12 protein-coding genes are annotated in these 24200 nt (G+C 51.7%); all 12 read left to right on the top strand.

What is annotated here, in order from left to right; translation table 11 throughout:
- Nucleotides 1–295 precede the first annotated feature (295 nt).
- The 12 genes from GQY55_RS16995 (at nucleotide 296) to GQY55_RS16940 (ending at nucleotide 24174) form a co-directional block, all read left to right on the top strand.
- Nucleotides 296–2131, top strand: a complete 1836-nt coding sequence (locus GQY55_RS16995; protein WP_160043058.1) for a sensor histidine kinase — start codon at nucleotides 296–298, stop codon at nucleotides 2129–2131.
- On the top strand, nucleotides 2124–3647 hold the full coding sequence (locus tag GQY55_RS16990; RefSeq protein WP_160043057.1) for a response regulator transcription factor: 1524 nt from the start codon (nucleotides 2124–2126) through the stop codon (nucleotides 3645–3647). Before GQY55_RS16995 ends, GQY55_RS16990 begins: the two co-directional genes overlap by 8 nt.
- A gap of 353 nt (nucleotides 3648–4000) precedes the next feature.
- A complete protein-coding gene (locus GQY55_RS16985) occupies nucleotides 4001–5491 on the top strand; it encodes an ABC transporter substrate-binding protein (RefSeq protein ID WP_160043056.1) in 1491 nt (496 codons plus the stop codon).
- Nucleotides 5492–5574: 83 nt separating this feature from the next.
- Nucleotides 5575–6504 carry an ABC transporter permease gene (locus GQY55_RS16980; RefSeq protein ID WP_160043055.1) on the top strand — a complete coding sequence of 310 codons (930 nt, stop codon included), beginning with the start codon at nucleotides 5575–5577 and terminating at the stop codon, nucleotides 6502–6504.
- A gap of 24 nt (nucleotides 6505–6528) precedes the next feature.
- Complete coding sequence (locus GQY55_RS16975) at nucleotides 6529–7446, top strand: carbohydrate ABC transporter permease (RefSeq protein WP_160043054.1); 918 nt, start codon at nucleotides 6529–6531, stop codon at nucleotides 7444–7446.
- A gap of 33 nt (nucleotides 7447–7479) precedes the next feature.
- Nucleotides 7480–9783, top strand: a complete 2304-nt coding sequence (locus tag GQY55_RS16970) for a glycoside hydrolase family 3 N-terminal domain-containing protein (protein ID WP_160043053.1) — start codon at nucleotides 7480–7482, stop codon at nucleotides 9781–9783.
- A complete protein-coding gene (locus GQY55_RS16965) occupies nucleotides 9783–12875 on the top strand; it encodes an alpha-mannosidase (RefSeq protein WP_160043052.1) in 3093 nt (1030 codons plus the stop codon). Before GQY55_RS16970 ends, GQY55_RS16965 begins: the two co-directional genes overlap by 1 nt.
- 163 nt (nucleotides 12876–13038) lie before the next feature.
- Nucleotides 13039–14358: a glycoside hydrolase family 125 protein gene (locus GQY55_RS16960; protein WP_160043051.1), complete on the top strand. Its 1320-nt coding sequence runs from the start codon at nucleotides 13039–13041 to the stop codon at nucleotides 14356–14358.
- Nucleotides 14355–17483: a beta-galactosidase gene (locus GQY55_RS16955; protein WP_160043050.1), complete on the top strand. Its 3129-nt coding sequence runs from the start codon at nucleotides 14355–14357 to the stop codon at nucleotides 17481–17483. Before GQY55_RS16960 ends, GQY55_RS16955 begins: the two co-directional genes overlap by 4 nt.
- Nucleotides 17484–18025: 542 nt before the next feature.
- Nucleotides 18026–20770: an alpha-mannosidase gene (locus GQY55_RS16950; RefSeq protein WP_160043049.1), complete on the top strand. Its 2745-nt coding sequence runs from the start codon at nucleotides 18026–18028 to the stop codon at nucleotides 20768–20770.
- Nucleotides 20771–21362: 592 nt separating this feature from the next.
- Entirely contained in the window at nucleotides 21363–23132 is a 1770-nt protein-coding gene (locus GQY55_RS16945) for an ABC transporter substrate-binding protein (protein ID WP_160043100.1), read from the top strand.
- 79 nt (nucleotides 23133–23211) lie between these two features.
- Complete coding sequence (locus GQY55_RS16940; protein WP_160043048.1) at nucleotides 23212–24174, top strand: ABC transporter permease; 963 nt, start codon at nucleotides 23212–23214, stop codon at nucleotides 24172–24174.
- Nucleotides 24175–24200 lie beyond the last annotated feature (26 nt).

Below are 24200 nucleotides of genomic sequence, written 5' to 3'. Positions count from 1 at the left end.
TGGTCTTTTGTTTTTTAACCGCCTTTCAAAGCCGCGTAACGATCTACGAAAGAGTTATTCTAAAGCTGCTGCAATTGGAAAATCGTGCAAATTTATAAATTTCCCGGGCAATGACCATTTTACATAAAGATTTCAAGATCGGGATCTGCAAACACGTACACACAAAGATCCATGATCCCCTAAAATGTACAGGCACCGGACCATGGACGTAGAAGAAGGCGTTCGACCCTCCCTATGATATAATAGAAAATGATCAGCGTATGTTCTGATGGACTAGCGGCAGGAGGGAACCTTCATGGGAATCGGAAGAATATATAGAAATTATTTTAAAAACAATATGTTCATGAAGATTCTTTTGATCTTCACTTTCATCGCCATTATGACGATTGTTATATTGTCATACTTGATGATTTCCTCATTGTCGCAGTCGATCGTAAATAAAGAATTGGATAATCAAAGAGCGGCCATGGAAAGCGTGAGCAGGTACATCGACAATCGGCAAAATGCGGTAGAGAATATCGCAAGGGATATGTATCGGAATGAAACTTTGTTCTCCAACATCTCTTTTTTAATGGAAAATCCTTATGCTGAATACGTACAGCACCGCATGGACCAGTTTAATGTTCAAACAAACGGTTATTCAACGGACGCGCTTCAATATTTTCAAAATGTTATGGATGAAAACGGCGATATCCGGAACATTATGCTGTACGGGTCAGAACATCAATATCTGTCTATTTTTAAATCAAACAAGCAGTTTAAGCAGCTCTCCACCAATTACGCCAATTCCTATATTCCCGAGGTTATGGCCATGGATACGAAAGGCATTACGGCTCCGAATGTTTGGGTGCGTAAAGCGGCCGATCAATGGGATAAGGAGTTGTACGCGATCAGAGTGTCCATCAATAACAAGCAGTTGAAAAATGCCGGCCAGTTTTTGGTGTATCTCGACTCGAACGGCATTTTGAATGCGCTTGAAACCTATAAAAACAGCTATAAAGGAAGCATCGTCGTTCTTTCTTCATCGGGAAGCGTATTATTTGATTCGGAAGGAAAATACTACGGCAAAACCTATCCATACGTGGATATCACGGATTCGCTTTTTGATGATCCACACGCAGGGCAGACCAAAAGCGGGGAAAGCATGTATATAAACAAGCTGATATCCACCGAAGGAGGATACGTGGTCATTGGCGCCGTTCCGAAAAATGAAATCGAATCCAGCTATTCGGGCGTACGGCAAACGATCATTACGATCAGCGCGATTTGTATTTTGTTTGCTGTTCTATTTCCGGCGTTGTTCATTATCAATTTTGCCAATCGGACCAACCGGATTATCAAATTTACGCGAAAAGTGAAAAACGGCGATTTCGCCGCCAGAATCGACGATCCGCGCGAGGACGAGCTGGGGCAAATCTCGCGAAGCTTCAACGATATGCTGGATGAGCTGAATGCGTACATCGAACGGGTGTATAAGGCGGAAATCAAACAGAAACAGACGGAGCTTGTCGCGCTTCAGGCGCGCATCAACCCCCATTTTCTGTACAACACGCTGGAGGTTATCCGGATGAGAGCGATTTCCCAGGGGGCGAAAGACGTTGGGGAGATGATCTACAGCTTGTCCGTTCTATTCAAAAGCCTTGTGCAGCAAAAAAGAAATTACACGCTTAAAGACGAGCTGGAAACCTGCAGGCTGTACCTTGAGCTGTTTAGAATACGGTATAAGGACAAGTTTGATTATACGATTGCCTACGACGCGGAGCTCGCCGATAAATCGGTCATGAAGCTTTCGCTCCAACCCATCATAGAAAACTATATCATTCATGGCATACGAACGGAGAGGTACGATAACCGCTTGTCGATCGAGATCAGGGAAGAAGACGATATGCTGATCGCCAAAGTAAGCGACAACGGAAAAGGAATCGATCCGGCACGTTTGAGTGAAATTCGGGAGGAGCTGGAGAATCCGGAGGAAAGCGGAAAAATGTTTGGACTCCGGAGCGTTCACAGCCGCCTGCGTTTTCTGTACGGACCTGACTACGGAATCGAGATTGAAAGTCGGCCGGGTGAAGGTACGGTCATTACCGTACGTTATCCGAGCCGGGAAGGAACGGATGCTGAACATGTATAAAGTATTTATTGTGGATGACGAACCGTTTATCATAGAAGGATTGTACGATATTTTGGACTGGGCGTCGTTTGGGCTGGAAATCGTCGGGCATGCGGAGAACGGGCGGCAGGCGCTCGAGGCGCTGGCATCGATCCCTGCAGACTTGCTGATTACCGATATTTCCATGCCGGTGATGGGTGGCCTCAGCCTGATCGCTGAAGCGAGAAAACTCCACCAAGAGCTCAAGGTCATCATACTCAGCGGTTTCAATGAATTCGACTATCTAAAAGAGGGTATGAAGCTGGGGATCGAAAATTACCTGCTGAAGCCGATCAACGTGGAGGAGCTGGAGTCCACGCTGCGCAATACGGTGGAAAAAATGAACAGCATGAAATCCAGTGAACTGTACGGCGCCTTTGACAAGCAGATTTTAAAGGACAATACGCTTTACCGGTGGCTGACGGGACAAATCGGCGAAGCCGAATTTCGGGAACGGGCCGATTTGCTGGGGCTTGATTTTGAACAACCGTATTTGATTGCCGCCGTCATTCGGGCCAAAGGGGAAACGACCGAGGTTTTGAACCGAATCGACGAAGAGTTAAGCAAATCGGAAGGAATCACGTCTTTCCGCGATGTGGATGGCGACCTGGTTTGGATCGGCGGCATGCAGCATTGGACCGAAGGAAAAAAGAGCTTTACGAAATTGCTGGAACGTGTTTCGGAAGAAATTGCGCAATTGAACGTCCCTGTCCAAATCGGGATCGGCAGCGTGGTCCGGCTTCCGGAGGAAGCTTCGCTCAGTTATAAGCAGGCAAAAAAAACCTTGGAGTATTTTATGGTGTATCCTGACCGGATCATCTTGGATTACGGAAATCTTGAAGGAAGCAGCGAAGGCGGCGATCGCGGGTTATCGATCCATTGGGAGGAATACGGCAAGCTTATTTTGGCCAGAGATCTTGAAGGTTTGGAGCGGAAAATCAAAGAAGATTTTTTGAAAATGCAGGGGATGGAGGGCGTTCGGCCGGAAGACCTTCGCAACGCAGGTTTGGAGCTCGTCATCCGGTTCAAGATGGAACTGGAACAGATCAAACATACGGACGAGTCGGATATTTTCAAAATAGGGCTGACAAACGTCCGAAACAGCGGAACATTCGACGATCTGGTCGCTTCACTTCAATCGGTCGCCGAAGCGACGGTGTCGTCGCTGCTGCAGGATGTTAAAAATCCGGTGGTCAGCCAGGTGCTCAGCTATATTCACAATCATTATGCCGATGAACTTTCACTGAAGACGCTTGGCGCGCAATACCATATCCATCCGGTCTATTTGGGGCAGCTTTTCCATAAGGAAACCGGGGAATCGTTTGCGGAATATATCAATAAATACCGGATCGAAAAAGCAAAGGAACAGCTGAAAAACACGAACTTGAAGGTGCACGAAATCGCTAGAAACGTAGGTTACTGGGAAACGGGGTACTTCTACAAACAATTCAGGAAATATGTCGGGATCTCCCCGACGGATTATAAAAGCTTGGGGTAACCAAGGCTGCATACTCTGGATGAAAATGGACTTTGCATCAATATTCGGGTCCGCTTTCATTCAGAGTATTTTTGTTTGTTTTCAGGGAAATTAAGAGCGTTATCATCTGCGGCGAAGCGGGGATTAAAAGCGGTTTCAGATAATTTGACAAAATCATGCAAAAATCGAATCTTTTCTTTAATTTGTACCCTGATTTATTAAGTTTATCTTCTTTTTGAAACTGCTTTCATCCGGTAAGGTTAACTTAGTTAGTACAGACAAGCCAGAGCGCTTATAAAGAGAAAAGAATCTGGCGCCCGCCCGAGGTCGGGTCGGGAAGAGATGCGCGAAGCATTCAAAAGGGAGGATATATCATGAGCAAGGGTAAAAAAAGCTTCTCGTTCGCACTGGCCATGTTGACGGCCTTGACGCTTGTCCTCAGTGCCTGCGGGGGAGGAAGTAACAGCGCCGAAAGCGATTCCAGTTCCGGAGGAAAAGGTTCTGAAAAACCGGTCAACCTGATCTGGTACACCATCGGAACACCGCAAAAAGACGTGGACAAGGTCATGGCGGAAGTCAGCAAATATACCAAAGAAAAAATCAACGCAACCGTTACGATGAAAATGGTCGATTGGGGCGATTACTCGCAAAAGATGCAGGTTAACGTAGCATCCGGCGAGCCAATGGACATCATGTTCACGGCGGCAGGCGGATTCGATTACGTGCAAAACGCAAGAAAAGGCGCGTTCATGGAACTTGACGACCTGCTTGAAAAATACGGACAAGGCATCAAGAAAACGATCGACCCTGCTTTCTTGGAAGGTTCCAAGGTCGACGGCCACAATTACGGCATTCCTGCCAACAAAGAGCTTCCTCAACAAGAGGTATGGCGCTTTAACAAAAATCTGTTGGACAAATACAAAATCGACATTACAAAAGTAAGATCGCTGGATAGCATTGAACCGCTTCTGAAGACGATCAAGGAAAAAGAACATGGCGTGACGCCGTTTGCCATGGACAAAAACTATGTTCCTTACGTTCCTTACGATTACGTCATTCAGAATCTGCCAATGGCGGTCAAACTGGATACGACGGATTATAAAATCGTAGACATTTTGGAAACGCCTGAAATGAAGCAAGCGCTGACCACGATGCACAAGTACTACCAAGCCGGTTACATCGCGCCTGAAGCTGCAACGACAGGTTCGACAAACGACTTGATGACATCCGGCAACTGGTTCATGGACCGCGCGCAAACCCAGCCGCTGGCTGACAACAGCTGGTCCGCAAGCTACGGATATCCTGTCGTCTCGACGCCTGCAAGCGATCCGATCATTACGAACACTTCCGTTCAAGGTTCGATCATGGCGATTTCGGCCAACTCCGAACATCCTGAAAAAGCGATGGAATTCCTGAACCTGCTGAATACGGATCCTGTGCTTCGCAACATGGTCGACTCCGGTATCGAAGGCGTTCACTACAAGAAGGTTGACGACAAGCATATGGAAAACCTTCCGGAATCCAAAAACTACGACATGCCGTCTTACTCTTTGGGCAACAACATGCTGCTTTACCTGAATCCGAATGATCCGGACGACAAATGGGATCAATTCAAGAAGTTCAACGCATCCGGTAAAAATTCTCCAATCCTGAGCTTTAACTTCGACAGCACGAAAGTCGCAACCGAAATGGCTGCCGTTCAAAACGTGAAAGAACAATTCTGGGCATCCCTGATGACCGGTACCGTAGACCCTGAAACCTACCTGCCGAAAGCAATCGCTGCCTTCAAGCAAGCCGGTCTTGACAAAGTCATTGCCGAAGCCCAAAAACAGCTCGACGAATGGAGAGCCGCAAATAACAAGTAACAATTGAACGACATTTTTGGGATCGGGCGGGTGATCATATCGCCCGATCCTTTTTCATTTTTCAACATTCAGGAGGGAACACGATGGCTGCATTTTTTAAAAACCTCTTAAAGAACAAAGTCATGCTGTTTATGGTGCTGCCCGGTGCGATATGGTTTTTCTTCTTTTCCTATCTGCCGCTTGTGGGCACGATCGTCGCTTTTAAGCAATACCGTTTTAGCCGCGACGGCTTCTGGGCCAGCATCTTTAACAGCAAATGGGTAGGCTGGGACAACTTCAAGTTCCTGTTCAGCACAAACGATGCCTACACCATTACGCGCAATACGTTATTGTACAACATCGCATTTATTTTTATAGGACTCGTGCTTTCCGTCGCGATGGCCGTTTTGCTGTCCGAGCTCGTCGGCAAAACGATGGCCAAAATTTATCAAACCGGCATGTTCCTCCCGTATTTTCTGTCCTGGGTCATCGTCGGCTATTTTGCGTTCAGCTTCCTGAGCATGGACCGCGGCATGCTGAACCAGATTCTAGGCTGGTTTGGCGCAGAGCCCGTTCAATGGTATTCGGATCCTAAATACTGGCCTATTATATTGATCTTCGTCAGTTTGTGGAAGTCGGTCGGTTACAACAGCGTCGTGTATTTGGCTTCGATTATGGGCATCGATAAATCCCTTTACGAAGCGGCCATGATCGACGGCGCCAGCAAATGGCAGCAAATCCGCAATATTACGATTCCAATGCTTTCGCCGATCATCATCATTATGACGCTGCTTGCGGTAGGCCGCATCTTCTATGCCGACTTCGGTCTGTTCTATCAAGTTCCGAGAGATTCCGGTACGCTTTACTCGGTGACGAACGTAATCGACACTTACGTATACCGCGGTCTGAAAACGACAGGGGAAATCGGCATGAGTACGGCTGCAGGGCTTTACCAATCGGTCGTCGGCTTTGTTCTTGTCATCGTATCCAACTTTGTCGTGCGTAAAATTGACAAAGACAGCGCCCTGTTCTAAAAGATTTGAAAGGAGTGTCAGATTATGGCGAAGGTCTTCAGAAAAAAACGGGATTTTCATCATGTGTCCCCTGGTTGGAACGTCGTTCTTAACATCATCGCGGGGTTGTTTGCCTTCATATGCGTCTTTCCATTTTTGTTCGTCGTCATCATCTCTTTAACGGATGAAAAAACGTTGGCGACGGACGGCTACCGACTGTTTCCGGCCAAATGGAGCCTGGAAGCCTACCGGTTCGTATTTCAAAGCGGGGATACGCTGCTCCGTTCCTACGGGGTAACGATCCTTGTGACCGTGGTAGGTACGATCGTCAGCTTGATCCTGATTTCGCTATACGCTTACGCGATTTCGCGGAAAAGCTTCCGCTACCGCAGATTTTTCTCCATATTTGCTATTTTGACCATGCTGTTCAACGGCGGAATGATTCCTACTTACATGGTCGTATCGCAGCTGCTTGGCCTGAAAGATAGTCTATGGGCACTTATTTTGCCGCTTGCTATGAATGCCTTCTATATCATGATTCTTCGGACGTTTTACAGCACAAGCGTTCCTGAGGCGATTATCGAGTCGGGACGGATCGACGGTGCGGGCGATTTCTATATCTTCCTGCGCATCGTGCTGCCTTTGTCCCTGCCTGGTTTGGCAACGATCGGTTTGTTCAGCACGCTCGGCTACTGGAACGACTGGTTTAATGCCCTGTTGTACATCGATAATCCGAATTTGGTGCCGCTGCAATCCATGCTCATGCGGATCGAATCCAGCATTCAGTTCATTCAGCAAAACTCGGCGAATACTTCGCTCAGCATGGCGGCGCTGCAGTCGATTCCGCAGGATACGTCCCGGATGGCGATGGTCGTTCTGGCCACATTGCCGATTATTTTTGCATATCCGTTCTTCCAGCGTTACTTTGTTCAAGGCTTGACCGTAGGTGCCGTAAAAGAATAACAACATCACTATAAACGGATAGGGAGAGTGGAGATGTTGCTTTATAAGGACAAAACGAAATCGGCTGAGAAGAGGGCCGAGCATTTACTAGGCCTGATGACTTTGGAAGAAAAGGTGGGCCAGCTGGTGCAACCGTTCGGCTGGCAAACCTATGAATATAAAGACGGCGCCGTGACATTGACGGAATCGTTCAAGGAGCAGGTGAAAAACGGCGGCGTAGGTTCCCTCTACGGAGTTTTGCGCGCCGATCCGTGGACCGGCGTCACATTGGAAAACGGCCTGTCGGCCAAAGAAGGAGCCGAGGCCGTCAATCAAATCCAGCGCTACGCCGTGGAACATTCGCGCCTCGGCATTCCGATCCTGATCGGGGAGGAATGCTCGCATGGGCATATGGCGATCGACGGCACGGTATTCCCGGTGCCGCTGCTGCTAGGCAGCACATGGAACGTGGAACTGTATCGCGACATGTGCCGCGCGGTGGCAGCGGAAACCCGCGCCCAAGGGGGAGCGGTGACTTATTCTCCGGTGCTCGACGTCGTGCGTGATCCGCGTTGGGGACGAACGGAGGAATGTTTCTCCGAAGACCCGTACCTGATCGGCGAGTTTGCCGCCGCGGCGGTTCAGGGGCTTCAAGGGGAACGTCTGGACAGCGACGGCAGCGTAGCGGCCACGCTGAAGCATTTTGCCGGATACGGAAGCTCCGAGGGCGGACGCAACGCCGGTCCGGTGCATATGGGCTGGCGCGAGCTGCTGGAAGTCGACCTGTATCCGTTCAAAAAGGCCGTCGAAGCCGGAGCGGCGTCGATCATGCCCGCCTACAACGAGATTGACGGCGTGCCATGCACGGTCAATACCGAGCTGCTGGAAGAAGTGCTGCGGAAGCAGTGGGGATTCGATGGCCTGGTCATCACCGATTGCGGGGCGATCGACATGCTGGCTGCGGGGCATGATGTGGCGGAGGATGGCCTGGACGCATCCGTTCAGGCGATTGAAGCGGGCATCGACATGGAAATGTCCGGCGAAATGTTTGGGCGTTACTTGCTTGAGGCTCTTCATCAAGGCCGGCTGAACGTCGAGGTATTGGACCGCGCGGTGCTTCGGGTACTGACCCTGAAGTTCAAGCTTGGTTTGTTTGACAATCCTTACGTCGATCCCGAGCGGGCCGAGCGCGTTATCGGCAGCGAAGAGCATGTGGGTTTGGCGCGCAAGCTTGCCGAGGAAGGCATCGTGCTGCTTAAAAACGAAAACGGAGCGCTGCCGCTTGATGATCGCAGCGGCAAAATTGCGGTCATCGGACCAAACGCCGACGCCGGATATAACCAGCTGGGCGATTACACGTCGCCGCAGCCGCCGGAAAAAGTGGCGACGGTTTTGAAGGGAATCCGGGCAAGGCTAGCGAAAGAGTCTGAGCGCGTGCTCTACGCCCCGGGATGCCGTATTAAAGGCGATGACCGGGAGGGGTTTGAATACGCGCTGGCTTGCGCGAAGCAAGCGGATACCGTCGTGATGGTGGTAGGCGGTTCCAGCGCCCGCGATTTTGGTGAAGGGACCATCGACCTGAGAACGGGGGCTTCGAAGGTTTCGGACAACTCATGGAACGACATGGATTGCGGCGAAGGGATCGATCGCATGACGCTTGGCCTTGCCGGCGTGCAGCTTGAGCTGATGCAGGAGATCCATAAGCTCGGCAAACGCTTCATCGTTGTTTACATTAACGGGCGTCCGATCGCCGAGCCGTGGATCGACGAGCATGCCGACGCCATTTTGGAAGCATGGTACCCCGGACAGGAAGGGGGACATGCGGTCGCAGGGATCTTATTCGGCGACGTCAATCCTTCCGGCCGGCTGACCGTGTCCGTTCCGAAGCATGTCGGACAGCTTCCGGTCTATTACAACGGCAAACGGTCGCGCGGCAAGCGGTATTTGGAGGAAGACTCGAAGGCACGGTATCCGTTCGGATACGGACTCAGCTACACGACCTTCGGTTATGACCGTTTGAAAATAACCAAGGATTCCATCGGAGCGGGCGAATCGGCAATCGTATCGGTGGATGTGACCAACACCGGCAGCATGGCCGGAGCTGAGGTTGTTCAGCTTTACATCTCGGATGTCGTCAGCAAAGCTAGCCGGCCGCTGATGGAACTGAAAGGGTTCGCCAAGGTTGAGCTTGCGCCGGGAGAAACCAAAACGGTTTCTTTTGAAATAGGAAAAGAGCAACTGCAGTACATTGGACGGGATCTGGAACCCGTTGTTGAACCGGGCCTGTTCCAAGTCCACATCGGAAGGAACGTGAACGATACGCTGAGTACGTCTTTGACTGTACGGGAGGATGGATGATGGAACGGATCAGACGTTTTATTCGCGAACTGTCGGAAAACCAGTGGCTCGAGCAAATGGAGTACCGCCACTGGGAAATTACTCGTTCTTATTATAAGCTGCCAGGCGAATACGAGAATTCGGCCCCTTATCCGGAAGGGCAGGGATTGAACTCGTTTCCGAGCAAGCAGGGGACGACCTACTTTTTTAAAACCAAGCTGCAACTACCGGCCGAATGGACGCAAGATCCATTTGGCCTTGTGTTCAAGTCGGGCGGAGAAGGATTGCTCCGCGTCAATGGAGCTTCCTATCAAGGGCTGGACCGGAACCATACGTACGTTACGCTGGATCCGCGCGTCATCGGTGAATCTCCGGAGCTGGAAATCGAGCTGTTCGATCCGGTGCCGGAGCCCGTGGATCCGCTGAACCAACAGGCCGTGATACAACCCCCGATCACTTCGATCATAAGCCAACTCGTCAAACCGAATCAGGCAGTACAAAGCTTGATGTATACCGTTACGATCGTTCGGGATTCCACCGCGCTGCTGCCGCAGGAGGACTTCCGGCGGGTAAGGCTGATGGAAGCGTTGTACCGGGCCATGGACCGGTACGTGAACCTGGATGCGGCTGCGATCCGCGAAGGCAGCGGGATTGCCGACATCGAAACCGAGTTAAGACGGGAAGTCCGGGACATCGGCGGAAACGCCGAAGGACTGGAGCATATGATCGGCCAGTCGCACATCGATATCGCCTGGCTGTGGCCCGTGCGGGAAACGGTGCGCAAGGCCAGCCGGACGTTTTCGACCGTGGACAGGCTGATGGAAGAATATCCGGAGTACCGGTATGCGCAAAGCCAACCGCTTCTGTTCGCCTTTTTGAAGGACAACGATCCTGAGCTGTTCGAGCGGGTGAAGGCCCGCGTAGCGGAAGGGCGTTGGGAACTCGTCGGGGGCATGTGGGTCGAGCCCGACCTGAATCTGCCGAGCGGCGAATCCCTGATCCGCCAAATGTTATATGGACAGCGGTTCTATCAGGAGGAATTCGGCAAGACGTCGAATATCGAATGGCTGCCCGATACGTTTGGGTATTGCGCCTCGCTGCCGCAAATTTTAAAGCACGGAAAAGTGGACTATTTCATGACGACCAAGCTGGGCTGGAATGACACCAACCTGTTTCCGTATGACCTGTTCCATTGGGTGGGCATCGACGGAACGCCGATTTTGTCATACCTCAACCATGGCGTCAATGAACATACGCTGCCAAAGGATATCCACGATCATTGGCAGTCTTACCGGGAAAAATCCAGGCATAACGAGCAGATGCTGCTCTACGGACACGGAGACGGCGGAGGCGGCGTGACCCGCGAAATGCTGGAATATATCGACCGCTCCGAACTGATGGTTGGACAACCGGCAAGCCGCTACAGCACCGCGGCGCGGTTTTTTGAGGGCATTGCCGAAGCGAATCCCGTGCTGCCGACGTGGCGTGGCGACTTGTACCTCGAACTTCATCGGGGAACCTATACGACCCATGCCCGCAACAAACGAAACAACCGGAAAGCGGAAGCGTTATACCGGGAAGCGGAAATATGGAATTCGTTGGGGCAGCCGGACATGGCCGCATCGAAGCGGGAAGCCGCGCTGCAGCAGCTTCATGAAGGCTGGAAGCTCATACTGTTGAACCAGTTCCACGATATTATTCCGGGCTCTGCCATTACGGAAACGTACGAAACCTCCGATAAAGAATACGGAGAAATTTTCAATAAAGGGAAGTCGGGGCTGCAGGAGGGTGTTCAGGCAATCGCTGCGGCGATCGACACGACCGGGCAGGATGGAATCCCGTATGCCGTGTTCAACAGCTTGGGCTGGAGCCGAAGCGCCACGATCCGCATTGAAACGCAGCAGGGAGCATGGGAGGCTTATGACGAACACGGTACAAGGCTCGAAACCGACCGGGTCGAGCACGGCGTATCCGTCCATGTTCCGGAAATTCCCGCATTTGGCTATAAGACGATATGGCTGAAGGACGCAACGGACACGTCATCCTCTCAAAAAACGGAAGACGCGGCCACGTTCGGAGATACATGGGAAACATCTTATTACATTGCCCGTTTTAATGAACGCGGCGAAATCATCAGACTATTTGACAAAAAGTCCGGACGGGAGATCGTCAAATCGGGCGAAAGCGCGAACCGGTTCCACTTTTTCCATGACCGTCCGACGTTATGGGATGCATGGGATATCGATACCCGGTACGAGCAGCAGCCGGCCGGGGAAGCTGAACTGCTTGAGAAACGGTTGGTTTTGTCGGGACGTACCAAGGACGTGCTCCGCTTCCGTTGGCGGATCGGCCAATCCGAAATCACGCAGGACGTCATTTTTTATCATCATGATCCACGGATCGACTTTCAAACGCATGTCAGCTGGCATGAAGCGCACAAGCTGCTGAAAGTAGGTTTTCCGATCGACGTGGTGACGGAAAAGGCGACCTATGAAATTCCGTTCGGATCGCTGGAACGGGCGACACACCGCAACACCAGCTGGGAACAGGCCCAATACGAGGTATGCGGTCACCGCTTCGTGGACGTATCCGAGCATGGATACGGGGTCAGCCTGCTGAACGACTGCAAATACGGCTATGACGTTCAGGGCAGCACGATCCGTTTGTCCCTGCTCCGTGCGCCGAAATGGCCGGATGCAACCGCCGATCTTGGCGAGCACGACTTTACGTATTCGCTGCTTCCGCACAGCGGCGACTGGAGAAACGCCCATACGGTCCGCCATGCAGCGGAACTGAACCAAGAGATGCCTGTGCTGCCGCTGCAAGCAGGCAAGCAGGGAACACGCGCTGCCGCGCAGTCGCTCATCTCCCTTGATAGCCGCCATGTCGTGCTGGATACGGTGAAACCGGCCGAAGACGGCGTTGGCCTGATCCTGCGGTTCTATGAATCTTCCGGCGGACGGGAGCAGGTCGAACTGCAATGGCCTTATGCTTTCGAGGAAGCCTACCTTTCGAATGCGCTGGAAGAGCCCGCTCAGAAGCTGGAACGAAAGGAAGATCGCCTGACCTTGTCTTTTGCTCCGTTTGAGATTAAAACCGTGCTCCTCCGGTAACCGACAGGATGTATAGCGTTTTTCAGTGCCGGGTTCCCGTATAGGGTATGCAGGTGCTTGCTTAGCTTCATCGCGGGAATGCCGGTCTTACGACTTGATTCATTTACGATAAAACAATATGCTTACTATTTCATTCATAAAGCTATAAAGGAGCGTTCTTCAATTGGAACAATTCAGACTTCCGAAAATACCGATGCCTAAGCTTGAGCTGCCGCAGGCTATTCAAGACGTAATCCAAGAAGCCGAAGAAAAGCTGGCCCATCGGCCCAAGCTGCTTCAGCTGTTCAAAAACTGTTTTCCGAATACGCTGGAAACGACCACGAAACTGATGGACGATGGAACGACCTTCGTCATCACGGGCGACATTCCGGCCTCCTGGCTGCGGGATTCCGTCGAGCAAGTGATTCATTACGTGCCGTTTGCCAAAAATGACGCCGATCTGCAGCGCATCATCGGTGGGTTGATCAAACGCCACATTCACTACGTTCAAATCGACCCTTATGCCAACGCCTTCAACGAATCGGCGAACGACTGGCATTGGAATACCACCGACAAGACCGAGATGTCGCCGTGGGTATGGGAACGCAAATTTGAAATCGATTCCCTTTGCTTCGTGATCCGTCTGGCCTACCTGTATTGGAAAGAGACGGAGCTTACCGATATTTTCGATGCCAACTTTAAAGCGGCGTTGCGTAAGATCGTCGACGTATTCAAAACCGAGCAGCGCCATTTCGAGCTGTCGCCTTACCGGTTTACCCGGAACAACGGCATTTTGACCGATTCGCTGCGCAATAACGGACTGGGGATGCCGGTGAATTACACGGGCATGATCTGGTCCGGATTCCGCTCCAGCGACGATGCCTGCGACTTCCATTACAACATTCCGGGCAATATGTTCGCGGTGGTCGCCCTGCGCCAAATGCAGGAGTTTGCCGAGTGGGTATTCCGCGACATGGATCTTCTTGAAGAGCTCAAGGAGCTTGAAATCGAAGTCAATCACGGCATTCAGCTGTACGGTATTTACCGCCATCCGGAATTTGGGCCGATTTACGCCTATGAAACCGACGGTTTTGGCAACTACTGCCTGATGGATGACGCGGGCACGCCGGGACTGATGTCCATTCCTTACCTGGGCTATACGACGGCCGACGATCCGATTTATCAAAACACGAGACGTTTTGCGCTCAGCAAGGAAAACCCGTTCTATTTCGAAGGTAAAGCGGCCAAAGGCATCGGCAGCCCGCACACGCCGGAAGATTATATCTGGCACATGGCTTTGTCCATGCAGGGATTGACGGCGCAAACGGCCGAAGAAAAACTGGAAATGATCGCGATGCTGGAAGCAACCGATGCGGACACGGGCTTTATGCATGAAGGTTTCCATGCCGACGACCCGACCGTTTTCACGCGGAAATGGTTCGCTTGGTCGAACAGCCTGTTCTCGCAGTTGGTTTATAAAGCGATGAAGGAAGGATTGCTATGAGCCGAAACCGTGTCATCATCTTGTGCGATTCCGAATTCCCGGCGGCCGGTTTTATCCCGCAGGCCGGGGTATTCGGAAAGGCGGACGGCGTAAAAGTCGTCGGCGCGGGCGAGCTTGCCGATGCCCTGCGCGGGCTTGAAAACGGCTGTTTCGTCAATTTGCACGCTCCTTATTTCCCGAAATCCGCGTGGACGGAAATATCGGCTTTCCTTCATCGAGGGGGAAGTTTGGTCAGCGCGGGAGGGGCGCCGTTTAAACGTCCGGTTTCTTTGGAAAACGGGTCTTGGGTTCCCGAAACGGAACAGACGGCGTACCATCAGGAGCTGTACATTCATGAAGCCCTGCGGGTGGATGGGGCGAAGGTCGCCTCGCTTGCGGCTTCGGACAGCATTCCGCTTCTTGCAGGACAGGAAGGGCATTTCGAAGTGGACGATGTATGGAACCTTGTGCCGCATACGACCAAAAGCAGCGACCTGCCCCACCAGATGGGATCTGCAGGCCCGATGAGCACGCAGATTTATCCGCTGCTTAAAGGGATCAGCGCCGAAGGACGCGAAATCGCCGCGCCGGTCGTGCTGTGGGAAAACTCCCGCGTCACCTTTGCCGGCTCGCGCTGGATGTTTGTTTTTCTGCCGCTAAAGGCGGCGTTCTGGGAGAATGGCGGCTCAGAGCGGTTATTGGCATGGGCGCAGTTTTGCGCCAAAGGGGTCACCGAGCTGTCGCTCAAGCCGAATTATGCTTCCTATGAATCGGGCGAACATGCCGTGCTGACGCTTCAGACGCAAATTTTGCAGCGCGGTGATGAGCGGGCCCATGCGCCCGAAACATGGAGCTTTGCGCTGGAGGTCCGTCATGAAGGTGACGGCGGCGAGGTTTGGAACCACCAATTCGAAGCCCAAGTGAGCAAAGAGCAAAATTTTGTTCGCATTCCGGTTCCGCTTGACGTTCAAAGCGGTCTATACCGAATCGTCTGCCGCGCGGAAGGACCCGACGGCGAGGTGCGGATATTGCGCCAAGGCTTCTGGGGCCGCGACGATTTTCTGCTTGCCGAGGGCACGCCGATTACCCGCAGCCGCGACTATTTCGTCAAGGACGGACGGCCTTTGCCTGTCGTGGGTATGACGTACATGACCTCCGACGTGGCCCGGAAATTTCTGTTCCTGCCGAACGTAGACGTTTGGGAGCGGGATATGGCCCAAATGGCCAAAGCCGGCATCAACTGGATCCGTACCGGCGTATGGACGGCGTACCGGAATATCATGCAGGTCGACGGCCATGTGTCGGAGGAGGTTCTGCGTGCGATCGACGCATTTTTCCTGACCGCCAAACGCCACGGGTTGCAGGTCACCTTCACGTTTTTCTCCTTCACGCCGGAAACGTGGGAAGGAGTCAATCCTTATCTGGATCCGCAAAGCGTGGAGGCTCAGAAGAGATTCATCCGCAGCATCGTCAGCCGCCATACGGCAACGACACACGTGGATTGGGACTTGATCAACGAACCTTCGATGTTCGACCCGCCGCGCATTTTCTCGGAAGGCCCGCGTTCCGCAAGGGATCCGTTCGAGCGCCAGGCGTACGTGAAGTGGCTGAAACAGCGTCACGGCGATATAAGAAGCCTTCAGGAGGCCTGGAACATGTCGCCGGACCAGCTGCCCGATTTCGAGTCGGCGGTCATTCCCGAAGCGGAGGACATCAACTTCGACGTACAGGACATGCACAAGGCGAAAAAAGGGACAAGATGGCTGGATTACTGCCTCTTCTCGATGGATATGCACAACGTTTGGGCAGAGCAGCTTGTAGGCACCATCAAAGAACTGTGCCCGAACCACCTCGTGACGGTCGGTCAGGACGAGGCGCTTGGCGCTCAGCGGCCTTCTCCGTTTTTCTATGAAAAGGCCGTTGATTATACGACCGTGCACTCCTGGTGGCTGAACGATTATTTGGTTTGGGACGGCATTTTCGCCAAAACGCCCGACAAGCCGAACCTGATTCAGGAGACCGGCATCATGTACGTAGAGACGCCGGACGGACGCGCCAAACGCTCCGAAGCGGAGCTGCGCAACATTTTGGAGCGCAAATACGCGTACGCCTTCTCGACGGGAGGGGCCGGAGCGATTCACTGGATCTGGAACACGAACTTTTATATGGACAACGCAAACGAGTCGCATATCGGCGCCCTGCGGGCAGACGGCACGGAAAAGCCGGAGGCCGACGTCTCTTATGATTTTGGCCGGTTCATTGCGGAAACGCGTGACTTGTTCACGGACCGCGAGCTTGAAGATATCGCCGTCGTCTTCCCGTATTCGAATGATTTTTCCAACCGGGCTTTGGCGTTCCAATCGACGACTCGCCTGACGCGACTGATGTCCTATGATCTCAAAATTCCGTTCAGAGGGGCATCCGAATATCATCTGGACGCGCTGCGGCGGCAAACGCCGAAGCTGATCATGGTGCCAAGCCCGCATAATATGGATAGCGGCGCTCTGGAAGAATTGATCGCCCTCGTCAAGGAATCGGGCGCAACGCTCCTCGTGACGGGACCGCTCGGGCTTGATGCTTATTGGAAGCCTAGCGACCGCATGGATGAAGTTCTTGGCAAGCGCAAGCTGGCCAATGTCCGCAGGGAGGAAATGCTGGGCCTGGGCGGCCGTCGGATGGCTGTTTCCTTCGGTCACCGGCGGATCGCGGAGGTCGTCAAGGAGAGCCCTGCTGCGACGGATGCAACAGGCTCTATGGACCATGTCGTGGACATGCCGCTCGGCAAGGGACGCCTTATTTGGAGTAGCCTTCCGCTGGAGCTGAACGGCCGCGACGAGCCGATCATCGAGCTGTACCGTTATGCAGCGGAAGCGGCAGGCGTAGGGCAGGACATGCAATGGATCGCCGGCGGCGAGCTTCCGGGGGTATACGGACGGAAATTAAGCTTTAAGGAAGGGAACCTGTACGTGTTCGTCTCCGAGTTCGGCTGGGATGCTTCCGTCAAGGTTCAGGATCCGCGTACCGGAGCGGCTTACGGCTTTACGCTGGAAAGCGATCGGAGCGTGTTGTTTGCCACGGACCGTGAAGGCCGCATTACGGCGGTGTACCGTCCTGACGAAGTGGAAATCCGTGTGGAAGGCGTCTAAGCTTAGAAACGCTTTGGGATAAGAAAGCCTCGCTCTTAAGCTGGCGGATGAAGATGAATTGAGCTTTTTGCGGCGGCCGGCGAGGCTTTCAAAAATGAAACAACTGTCCTCATATGGCGGACAGTTGTTCTTCATCCCGTTTTAACGGCTTAAAGCTGGAACCCAGCGTGTCCTTATGAAACGCCGCCTGGGGGATGGACGTATCCAAGAAGAACATTTTGCGAAAAATCGCAGGTTTCTATATACGATGAGGACATATTTAAGTATAATATGTGACGTGGCAAGACGATGAAAATCAATTGGACTCGAATAAAAAAAGGGAATCACTCCCTAATTTGTGATATAGAGCATAACCTGTCATTGTTCGTGTGGAATGGACAAACGGAAGGCTTCCGGTTTGTCCGAAAGAAGCCGATAATGCAAGCATCAGTAGCAAACGAAACGTATATTGGGCAAGCATATGATCTCACTACGGGGATTCCTCGACCGGTTGGCCGCCGAAAGCGGCAGGCACGGACTTACAGAAAAGGGGATTGACTTTCATGACTTCACAACCAAAACGAACCGCGCATATCATTTCGCATACCCACTGGGACCGTGAATGGTATTTGCCGTATGAAAAACACCACATGCGCCTGATCCGCCTCATGGACGTACTGATGGATACGCTGGAAAAGGATACGGAATACAAAAGCTTTTATTTGGACGGCCAAACGATTATTTTGGAAGACTACCTGCAGGTTCGTCCGGAGCAAAAGGAGCGCCTGGAAAAATACATCCGCGAAGGCCGTATTTTCATCGGCCCGTGGTATATTCTGCAGGATGCGTTCCTGACGAGCGGCGAAGCGAACATCCGCAACATGCAGGTCGGCCATAAGGACGCCGCGCGTTACGGTCAAATTTCCAAAATCGGATATTTCCCGGACACCTTCGGCCTGGTAGGGCAAACGCCGCAGCTGATGCGCCAGTCCGGCATCGACAATGCAGTGTTCGGCCGCGGCGTGAAGCCGACGGGCTTCAACAATACGGTAGCCGATTCGGATTATGAATCTTCGTTCTCCGAGCTGATCTGGGAAGGGCCGGACGGCTCCAGAGTGCTGGGCATCCTGTTCGCCAACTGGTACAGCAACGGCAACGAAGTTCCGGTTGATCCGGAGGAAGCCAAAGAATTCTGGGACAGAAAGCTGGCCGACGCCGAGAAATACGCTTCGACGCCTGAGCTTCTGTACATGAACGGCTGCGACCACCAGCCGATCCAAACCGATCTGGCGGAGGCGCTCGAGACAGCCCGGAAGCTGTACCCGGATACGGAGTTCGTGCACTCCAATTTCCCTAAATACCTTGAAGCCGTGAAAAAAGCGAAGGAAGGCGAGCTTTCCGTCGTTCGCGGCGAGCTTCGCAGCCAGCGCACCGACGGCTGGGGAACGCTTGTCAACACCGCCTCCTCGCGCGTTTATTTGAAGCAGATGAACCAGCTTGGGCAGACGATTTTGGAAAAAGTAGCGGAGCCGCTGGCCACATACGCGCGTCTGGCAGGCCAGGAGTACCCGCATGACCTTTTGACTTACGCATGGAAAACGTTGATGCAAAACCATCCGCATGACAGCATCTGCGGCTGCAGCGTGGACGAGGTCCATCGCGAAATGGTGACCCGTTTTGCGAAAAGCCGCGACGTCGCCGAATCGATCATCGACGAGAGCAAGCAGGCGGTAGCCGATGCGGTCAACACGTCCGTATTCGGCAGCTATGGGGAAGAGGCGGTTCCGTTTGTCGTGTTTAATACCACCGGCTGGAAACGCAGCGGCACCGTGTCCGTCGATCTGGAAGTGAAACGCGTATACTTCCGCGAAGGTCACTCTTTTGAAGACATGAGAAGCCAAATGAAGGATTTTGATCTTGGCCTGCGCGCTGTCGTGGACGCAAACGGCAACCCGGCGGCATTCAGCCTCGAGGATCTGGGCCTCCGTTTCGGTTACGACCTGCCGGACGATAAGTTCCGTCAGCCATATATGGCCCGCGCCGTCCGCATTACGTTTGAGGCAGACCGCATTCCTGCACTTGGCCTGAAGGCATACGCGCTTGTGGCCGGAGAAGCCGCAAAAGGGCTTCAGGTGCAAAAGGATTCTCTCGTTAAAGACGGGAATGTCATCGAAAACGGCATCCTACGCGTGGAAGCAGCTTCGAACGGCAGCCTGACGATTACGGACAAACGCACCGGCCGCGTGTTTAACGATCTGATGATCTACGAAGATACCGGCGATATCGGCAATGAGTACATGTACAAGCAGCCGGAAGGGGAAGAAGCGCTGACGACAAAAGATCTGACGGCTTCCATCCGCGTCGTGGAAGACACGCCTTACCGCGCCGTGCTCGAAATCGTGCATGATTGGGAAATCCCGGCGTCCGCCGAGAAACTTCTGGACCAGGAACAGGTCGAGCTGATTTATTACCCTGTGCGCAAAGCGCAGCGCGTCAAAGAAACCGTTCCGATGAAAATCCGCACGCTCGTCAGCCTGGAGCGGGAAGGACAGGGCGTTCAAATCGAAGCCAGCTTCAACAACCAGGCGAAGGACCATCGCGTGCGCATGCTCATGCCTACCGACATCGAAGCTTCCAAGTACCAAGTCGACTCGATGTTCGAAGTGGCCGTTCGCGATGTCGAACCTGCGAAGGAATGGCAGAACCCAAGCAATACGCAGCACCAGCAGGCTTTTGTTGACGTCAGCGGCGCCGGCGCCGGCTTGACGGTCGCAAACCGCGGGCTGAACGAATACGAGGTTCTGCGCGACGGACGCAACACGATCGCCGTAACGCTGCTTCGTTCCGTCGGCGAGCTTGGCGACTGGGGTCATTTCCCTACGCCTGAAGCGCAATGCCTCGGCGAGCATACCGTCCACCTCGAAATCATCCCTCATAACGGCGATGGCATCGAATCGGGCGCGTACCGGGAAGCGTATCAGTTCCAGATTCCTTGGACGGTTGCGCAGACGGGGCTGCATGAAGGCAGCATCACCGCCGTCCATGCGCCATACGCATGGGAAGCGGACAACGGCTTGGCATTTTCGGCATGGAAGGTCAGCGAGCAGACCGGAGACGACATTCTGCGCTGGTACAACATGAAACGCGAAGCAGCGGATCTGCAGCTCGAACTTGCGCAAGGCGCGGCTTCGGCGTACAAGACGACGATCCTCGAAGAGGAAACCGGCGATAAGTTGACCGCGGTATCCGATCGTGCCGAGCTTGTCGCAGGACCATGCGAGATTGTATCCATTGGTATCAAACGTTAATATGAACGGGGAAAGAGGGCCGCGGATTATCCGGGTCCTCCTTTTTTGCTTTTTCCAACATGATTCGTCAGAGCGTGTTGTGCTAATTGCACAATATTCCCATCCCAAATTAAAATCTTGCAGATAATATTTGGCGCATCTCTACTTTTCCTCCTCCTAAACCCGCATTTTCAACAGTTTCTCTCCTTCGACTTGAACGTTAAAAAAACGACAAAAAACGACCTGCTATTTTTGCTTAAAACCCAGTTATATAAGGATTTATGGACGTTCAAAAAAACAAGGATAAACGACTAAAAAAGTTGTTGACTGAGGTTAGATTTGCACGTATCATTTACATTAAATTTACAAGGAATAATTACCAGTCGTAATTTGTTCCTTACATACTCGTCGGATGCAATTGACCAACGGTCATTTAAAGCATTAATGCTTTATTGCAAGTTGGCGTCTCGTGCCGGCGGCAGAAGTGATTCAAAACCCGAGAAGGAGTGATTGCGCGTTTCGTTTGGAGTATCCGTATTTTTGGAGTTTTATTAAATCTAAGGGGGATTTTATTTTGAAGAGAAAGCTTTCGATATTCCTATTGACGCTTACGATGTTTGGCGGACTCTTGGCTGGATGTGGAGGCGGTGATAAGAAAGCTGCAGACCCTGCGCCAACAGAGCAAGGAGACCAAAATAAAACCGACGACTCGCAAAAGAAAGACGATACAGCAAAAACAGACGATACCGCAAAAACCGACGACACCAAAAAGGATGATGCGGCTGCAACCGATCAAAACGACGGCATCTTCCCGGCGACGGATCCGGCTTCCAGCCCGGCGGCGGCAATGAATCGTAAGGATACGTTGATTGTGGGCATGAGCGCCCCGAAAGGAATATTTAACCCGTTTTATGGGGAGACGGCCTATGACCAGTACGTACTGAAAGCATTGTTCGACAGTTTTACGGAGGTTCAAAAAGACGGGACATATGGAAATTCGCTGGCTGAAAAGGTTGATGTGTCCGATGACGGTTTAGTATACACGTTCCACTTGAAGCCAGGCATTAAATATAGCGACGGGACGCCGATGACCGTTAAAGATTATGTTTTTGCCATAAAGGTATTGTGTGATGGAGCATATGATGGCCCGTCCGACATGATGAGCACAAAAATTAAAGGGGCGCAGGAATACCACGACGGCAAGGCCAAGGAAATTTCAGGGCTTAAAGTCATAGACGATAATACCATTGAAGTGACTGTATTGGAGCCACAAGCCGTGACGAAAGACAACCTTGGCACAGTTTGGATGGTACCGGAATCTTATTATGGCAAGGGCTATAAACAGGGCAATCTTGAATCGATCAAAGCCTTAAACACTAAGCCGATTGGCAGCGGCCAATATGTGCTGACCAAGTTTGCCCCAGGCCAAGAGGTGGATTTGACGGCCAATCCGAACTACTTCAAAGGCGCTCCGAAAGTTAAAAATGTCGTGTTCAAAACCACAACGAGTGAAACTAATATGGCGATGCTGCAATCGGGTGAAACCGACATGGATATGATCACGGTAAGCGAGGATAACGTAGACGAACTGAAGTCCTACGGGTTCCTTGATATCAATATTTACCCTACCAACGGGTATGGATATATCGCGTTCAACATCAAACAGAAGCGATTCCAGGATGTGAAGGTGCGTCAAGCGCTCACCTATGGCCTGAATCGTAAAGAAATCGTTGAAGCTGTATATGGCAAATATGCTGATGTCATCAATATTCCACAGTCCAAAGTATCTTGGGCATATACGAATGAAAATATTAACCCCTATGAATTCAACATGGATAAGGCAAAACAGTTGCTCGATGAAGCCGGCTGGAAGGTTGGCTCCGACGGAATCCGTGAGAAAGACGGAGAGAAGTTCAAAGTCAATTTCTCCGCTACGGCCGATAATACTGTTGTAAACGCTCTCTTACCGATTATGGCCCAAAACTATAAAGAGCTTGGCATTGATCTTGTTTCCGAAACGCTCGATTTTAATGCCGTCATGGATAAAAAGGATAAAGGCAATTACGATATGTTCTTTGCCGCATGGGGGCTAACGGCGGATCCGGATACGACGGTGTATATCACGAACGGTGCTCAGAATAAATCAGGTTACTCCAATAAAAAGGTTGACGACTTGATGGAAAAGGCGAGAAAGGAACTCGATCTAAACAAACGTAAAGAATTATACAAAGAGATGTATCAAGAGATCAATAATGATCTACCATGCATCTTTATGTACCAAAGAAGAGATATGTGGCCAATAAACGCACGGGTGAAAGGCTTTGATCTGGCTCCTTACAAAGATTTCTCATATGGATTGTATAACGTGGAAATTCCGCAATAATCGATCAAATTTAGGTGCTCAGCTCCCGGAGAGGTTCGGGGGCTGAGCATGTCCGCTTATGAAGCCGGGAGGAATCGGTATGAAACAATACATTATCCGCAGACTTCTGCAGATGATCCCGACATTGATCGGGATATCGATTATTATTTTCGCGATCTCTGCGCTTGTGCCCGGAGATTATATCACTGCGCAGGACAGCCCGACGATGACCCGGGAGAAGGCCGAGCAGCTGCGCCAGATTTACGGGCTGGATCAGCCGGCGGTGCAGAGATACTTTACCTGGGCAGGAAATATGCTAAAGGGCAATATGGGAGACTCGCTTGTACATAAGGAACCTGTGACCAATGTTATAAACAACTATGTGTGGAATTCGTTTATTATAGCTTTTTTTACCATGATATTAAGCTGGGTTATTGCGATATTCGCTGGCGTATTTTCGGCCAAGTATCAATACTCCCTGTTTGATAAAATTGTCACCCTACTCATATTTTTATTTATGTCACTTCCGTCGTTTTTTTTAGGGCTGATGCTGATCAAAGTTCTTGCTTTACAATTTAATCTGGTCCCTGTCGGCGGCATGACAACCGCTGGCCTGAATGCCGAAGGCTGGGCTTATATCAAGGACGTGATTAGTCATGCCATTTTGCCCATCATTGTTTTGACGATGCTTAGCACCGGCAGCTTAACGCGTTATTTCAGAACAAGCATGCTTGAAGTTATCCATATGGACTACATTAGAACGGCACGGGCCAAAGGGCTTCATGAGCGGGTTGTTATTTTTAAACATGCTTTGCGGAACGCGATGCTGCCTGCGATAACGCTACTAGGCTTTGAACTTCCTGCGCTTTTTGGGGGAGCAATCATTCTCGAGAAGGTATTTATATGGCCGGGGATTGGTCAAGTTTATCTTGAATCCATCAATATGCGGGATTATCCGTTTATGCTTGGCTTTACGATATTTACCGCGATGCTGACGCTGCTTGGCAATTTGCTGTCGGATGTGCTGTACGGCATCGCAGATCCGAGAATTCGTTTGAAGTAAGGAGGGGGATCTCGTGTCCGTTATCA

This window comes from Paenibacillus sp. USDA918EY, from assembly GCF_009870825.1.
GTDB classification, from domain to species: domain Bacteria; phylum Bacillota; class Bacilli; order Paenibacillales; family Paenibacillaceae; genus Paenibacillus_AQ; species Paenibacillus_AQ albilobatus.
This window is presented reverse-complemented; position numbering and strand designations above follow the sequence as displayed.

What these genes read in the sequence shown, in the direction of transcription:
- GQY55_RS16995 (WP_160043058.1), top strand. Translation starts at nt 296, where the DNA reads ATGGGAATCGGAAGAATATATAGAAATTATTTTAAAAACAATATGTTC.
- GQY55_RS16990 (WP_160043057.1), top strand. Translation starts at nt 2,124, where the DNA reads ATGTATAAAGTATTTATTGTGGATGACGAACCGTTTATCATAGAAGGA.
- GQY55_RS16985 (WP_160043056.1), top strand. Translation starts at nt 4,001, where the DNA reads ATGAGCAAGGGTAAAAAAAGCTTCTCGTTCGCACTGGCCATGTTGACG.
- GQY55_RS16980 (WP_160043055.1), top strand. Translation starts at nt 5,575, where the DNA reads ATGGCTGCATTTTTTAAAAACCTCTTAAAGAACAAAGTCATGCTGTTT.
- GQY55_RS16975 (WP_160043054.1), top strand. Translation starts at nt 6,529, where the DNA reads ATGGCGAAGGTCTTCAGAAAAAAACGGGATTTTCATCATGTGTCCCCT.
- GQY55_RS16970 (WP_160043053.1), top strand. Translation starts at nt 7,480, where the DNA reads ATGTTGCTTTATAAGGACAAAACGAAATCGGCTGAGAAGAGGGCCGAG.
- GQY55_RS16965 (WP_160043052.1), top strand. Translation starts at nt 9,783, where the DNA reads ATGGAACGGATCAGACGTTTTATTCGCGAACTGTCGGAAAACCAGTGG.
- GQY55_RS16955 (WP_160043050.1), top strand. Translation starts at nt 14,355, where the DNA reads ATGAGCCGAAACCGTGTCATCATCTTGTGCGATTCCGAATTCCCGGCG.
- GQY55_RS16950 (WP_160043049.1), top strand. Translation starts at nt 18,026, where the DNA reads ATGACTTCACAACCAAAACGAACCGCGCATATCATTTCGCATACCCAC.
- GQY55_RS16945 (WP_160043100.1), top strand. Translation starts at nt 21,363, where the DNA reads ATGTTTGGCGGACTCTTGGCTGGATGTGGAGGCGGTGATAAGAAAGCT.
- GQY55_RS16940 (WP_160043048.1), top strand. Translation starts at nt 23,212, where the DNA reads ATGAAACAATACATTATCCGCAGACTTCTGCAGATGATCCCGACATTG.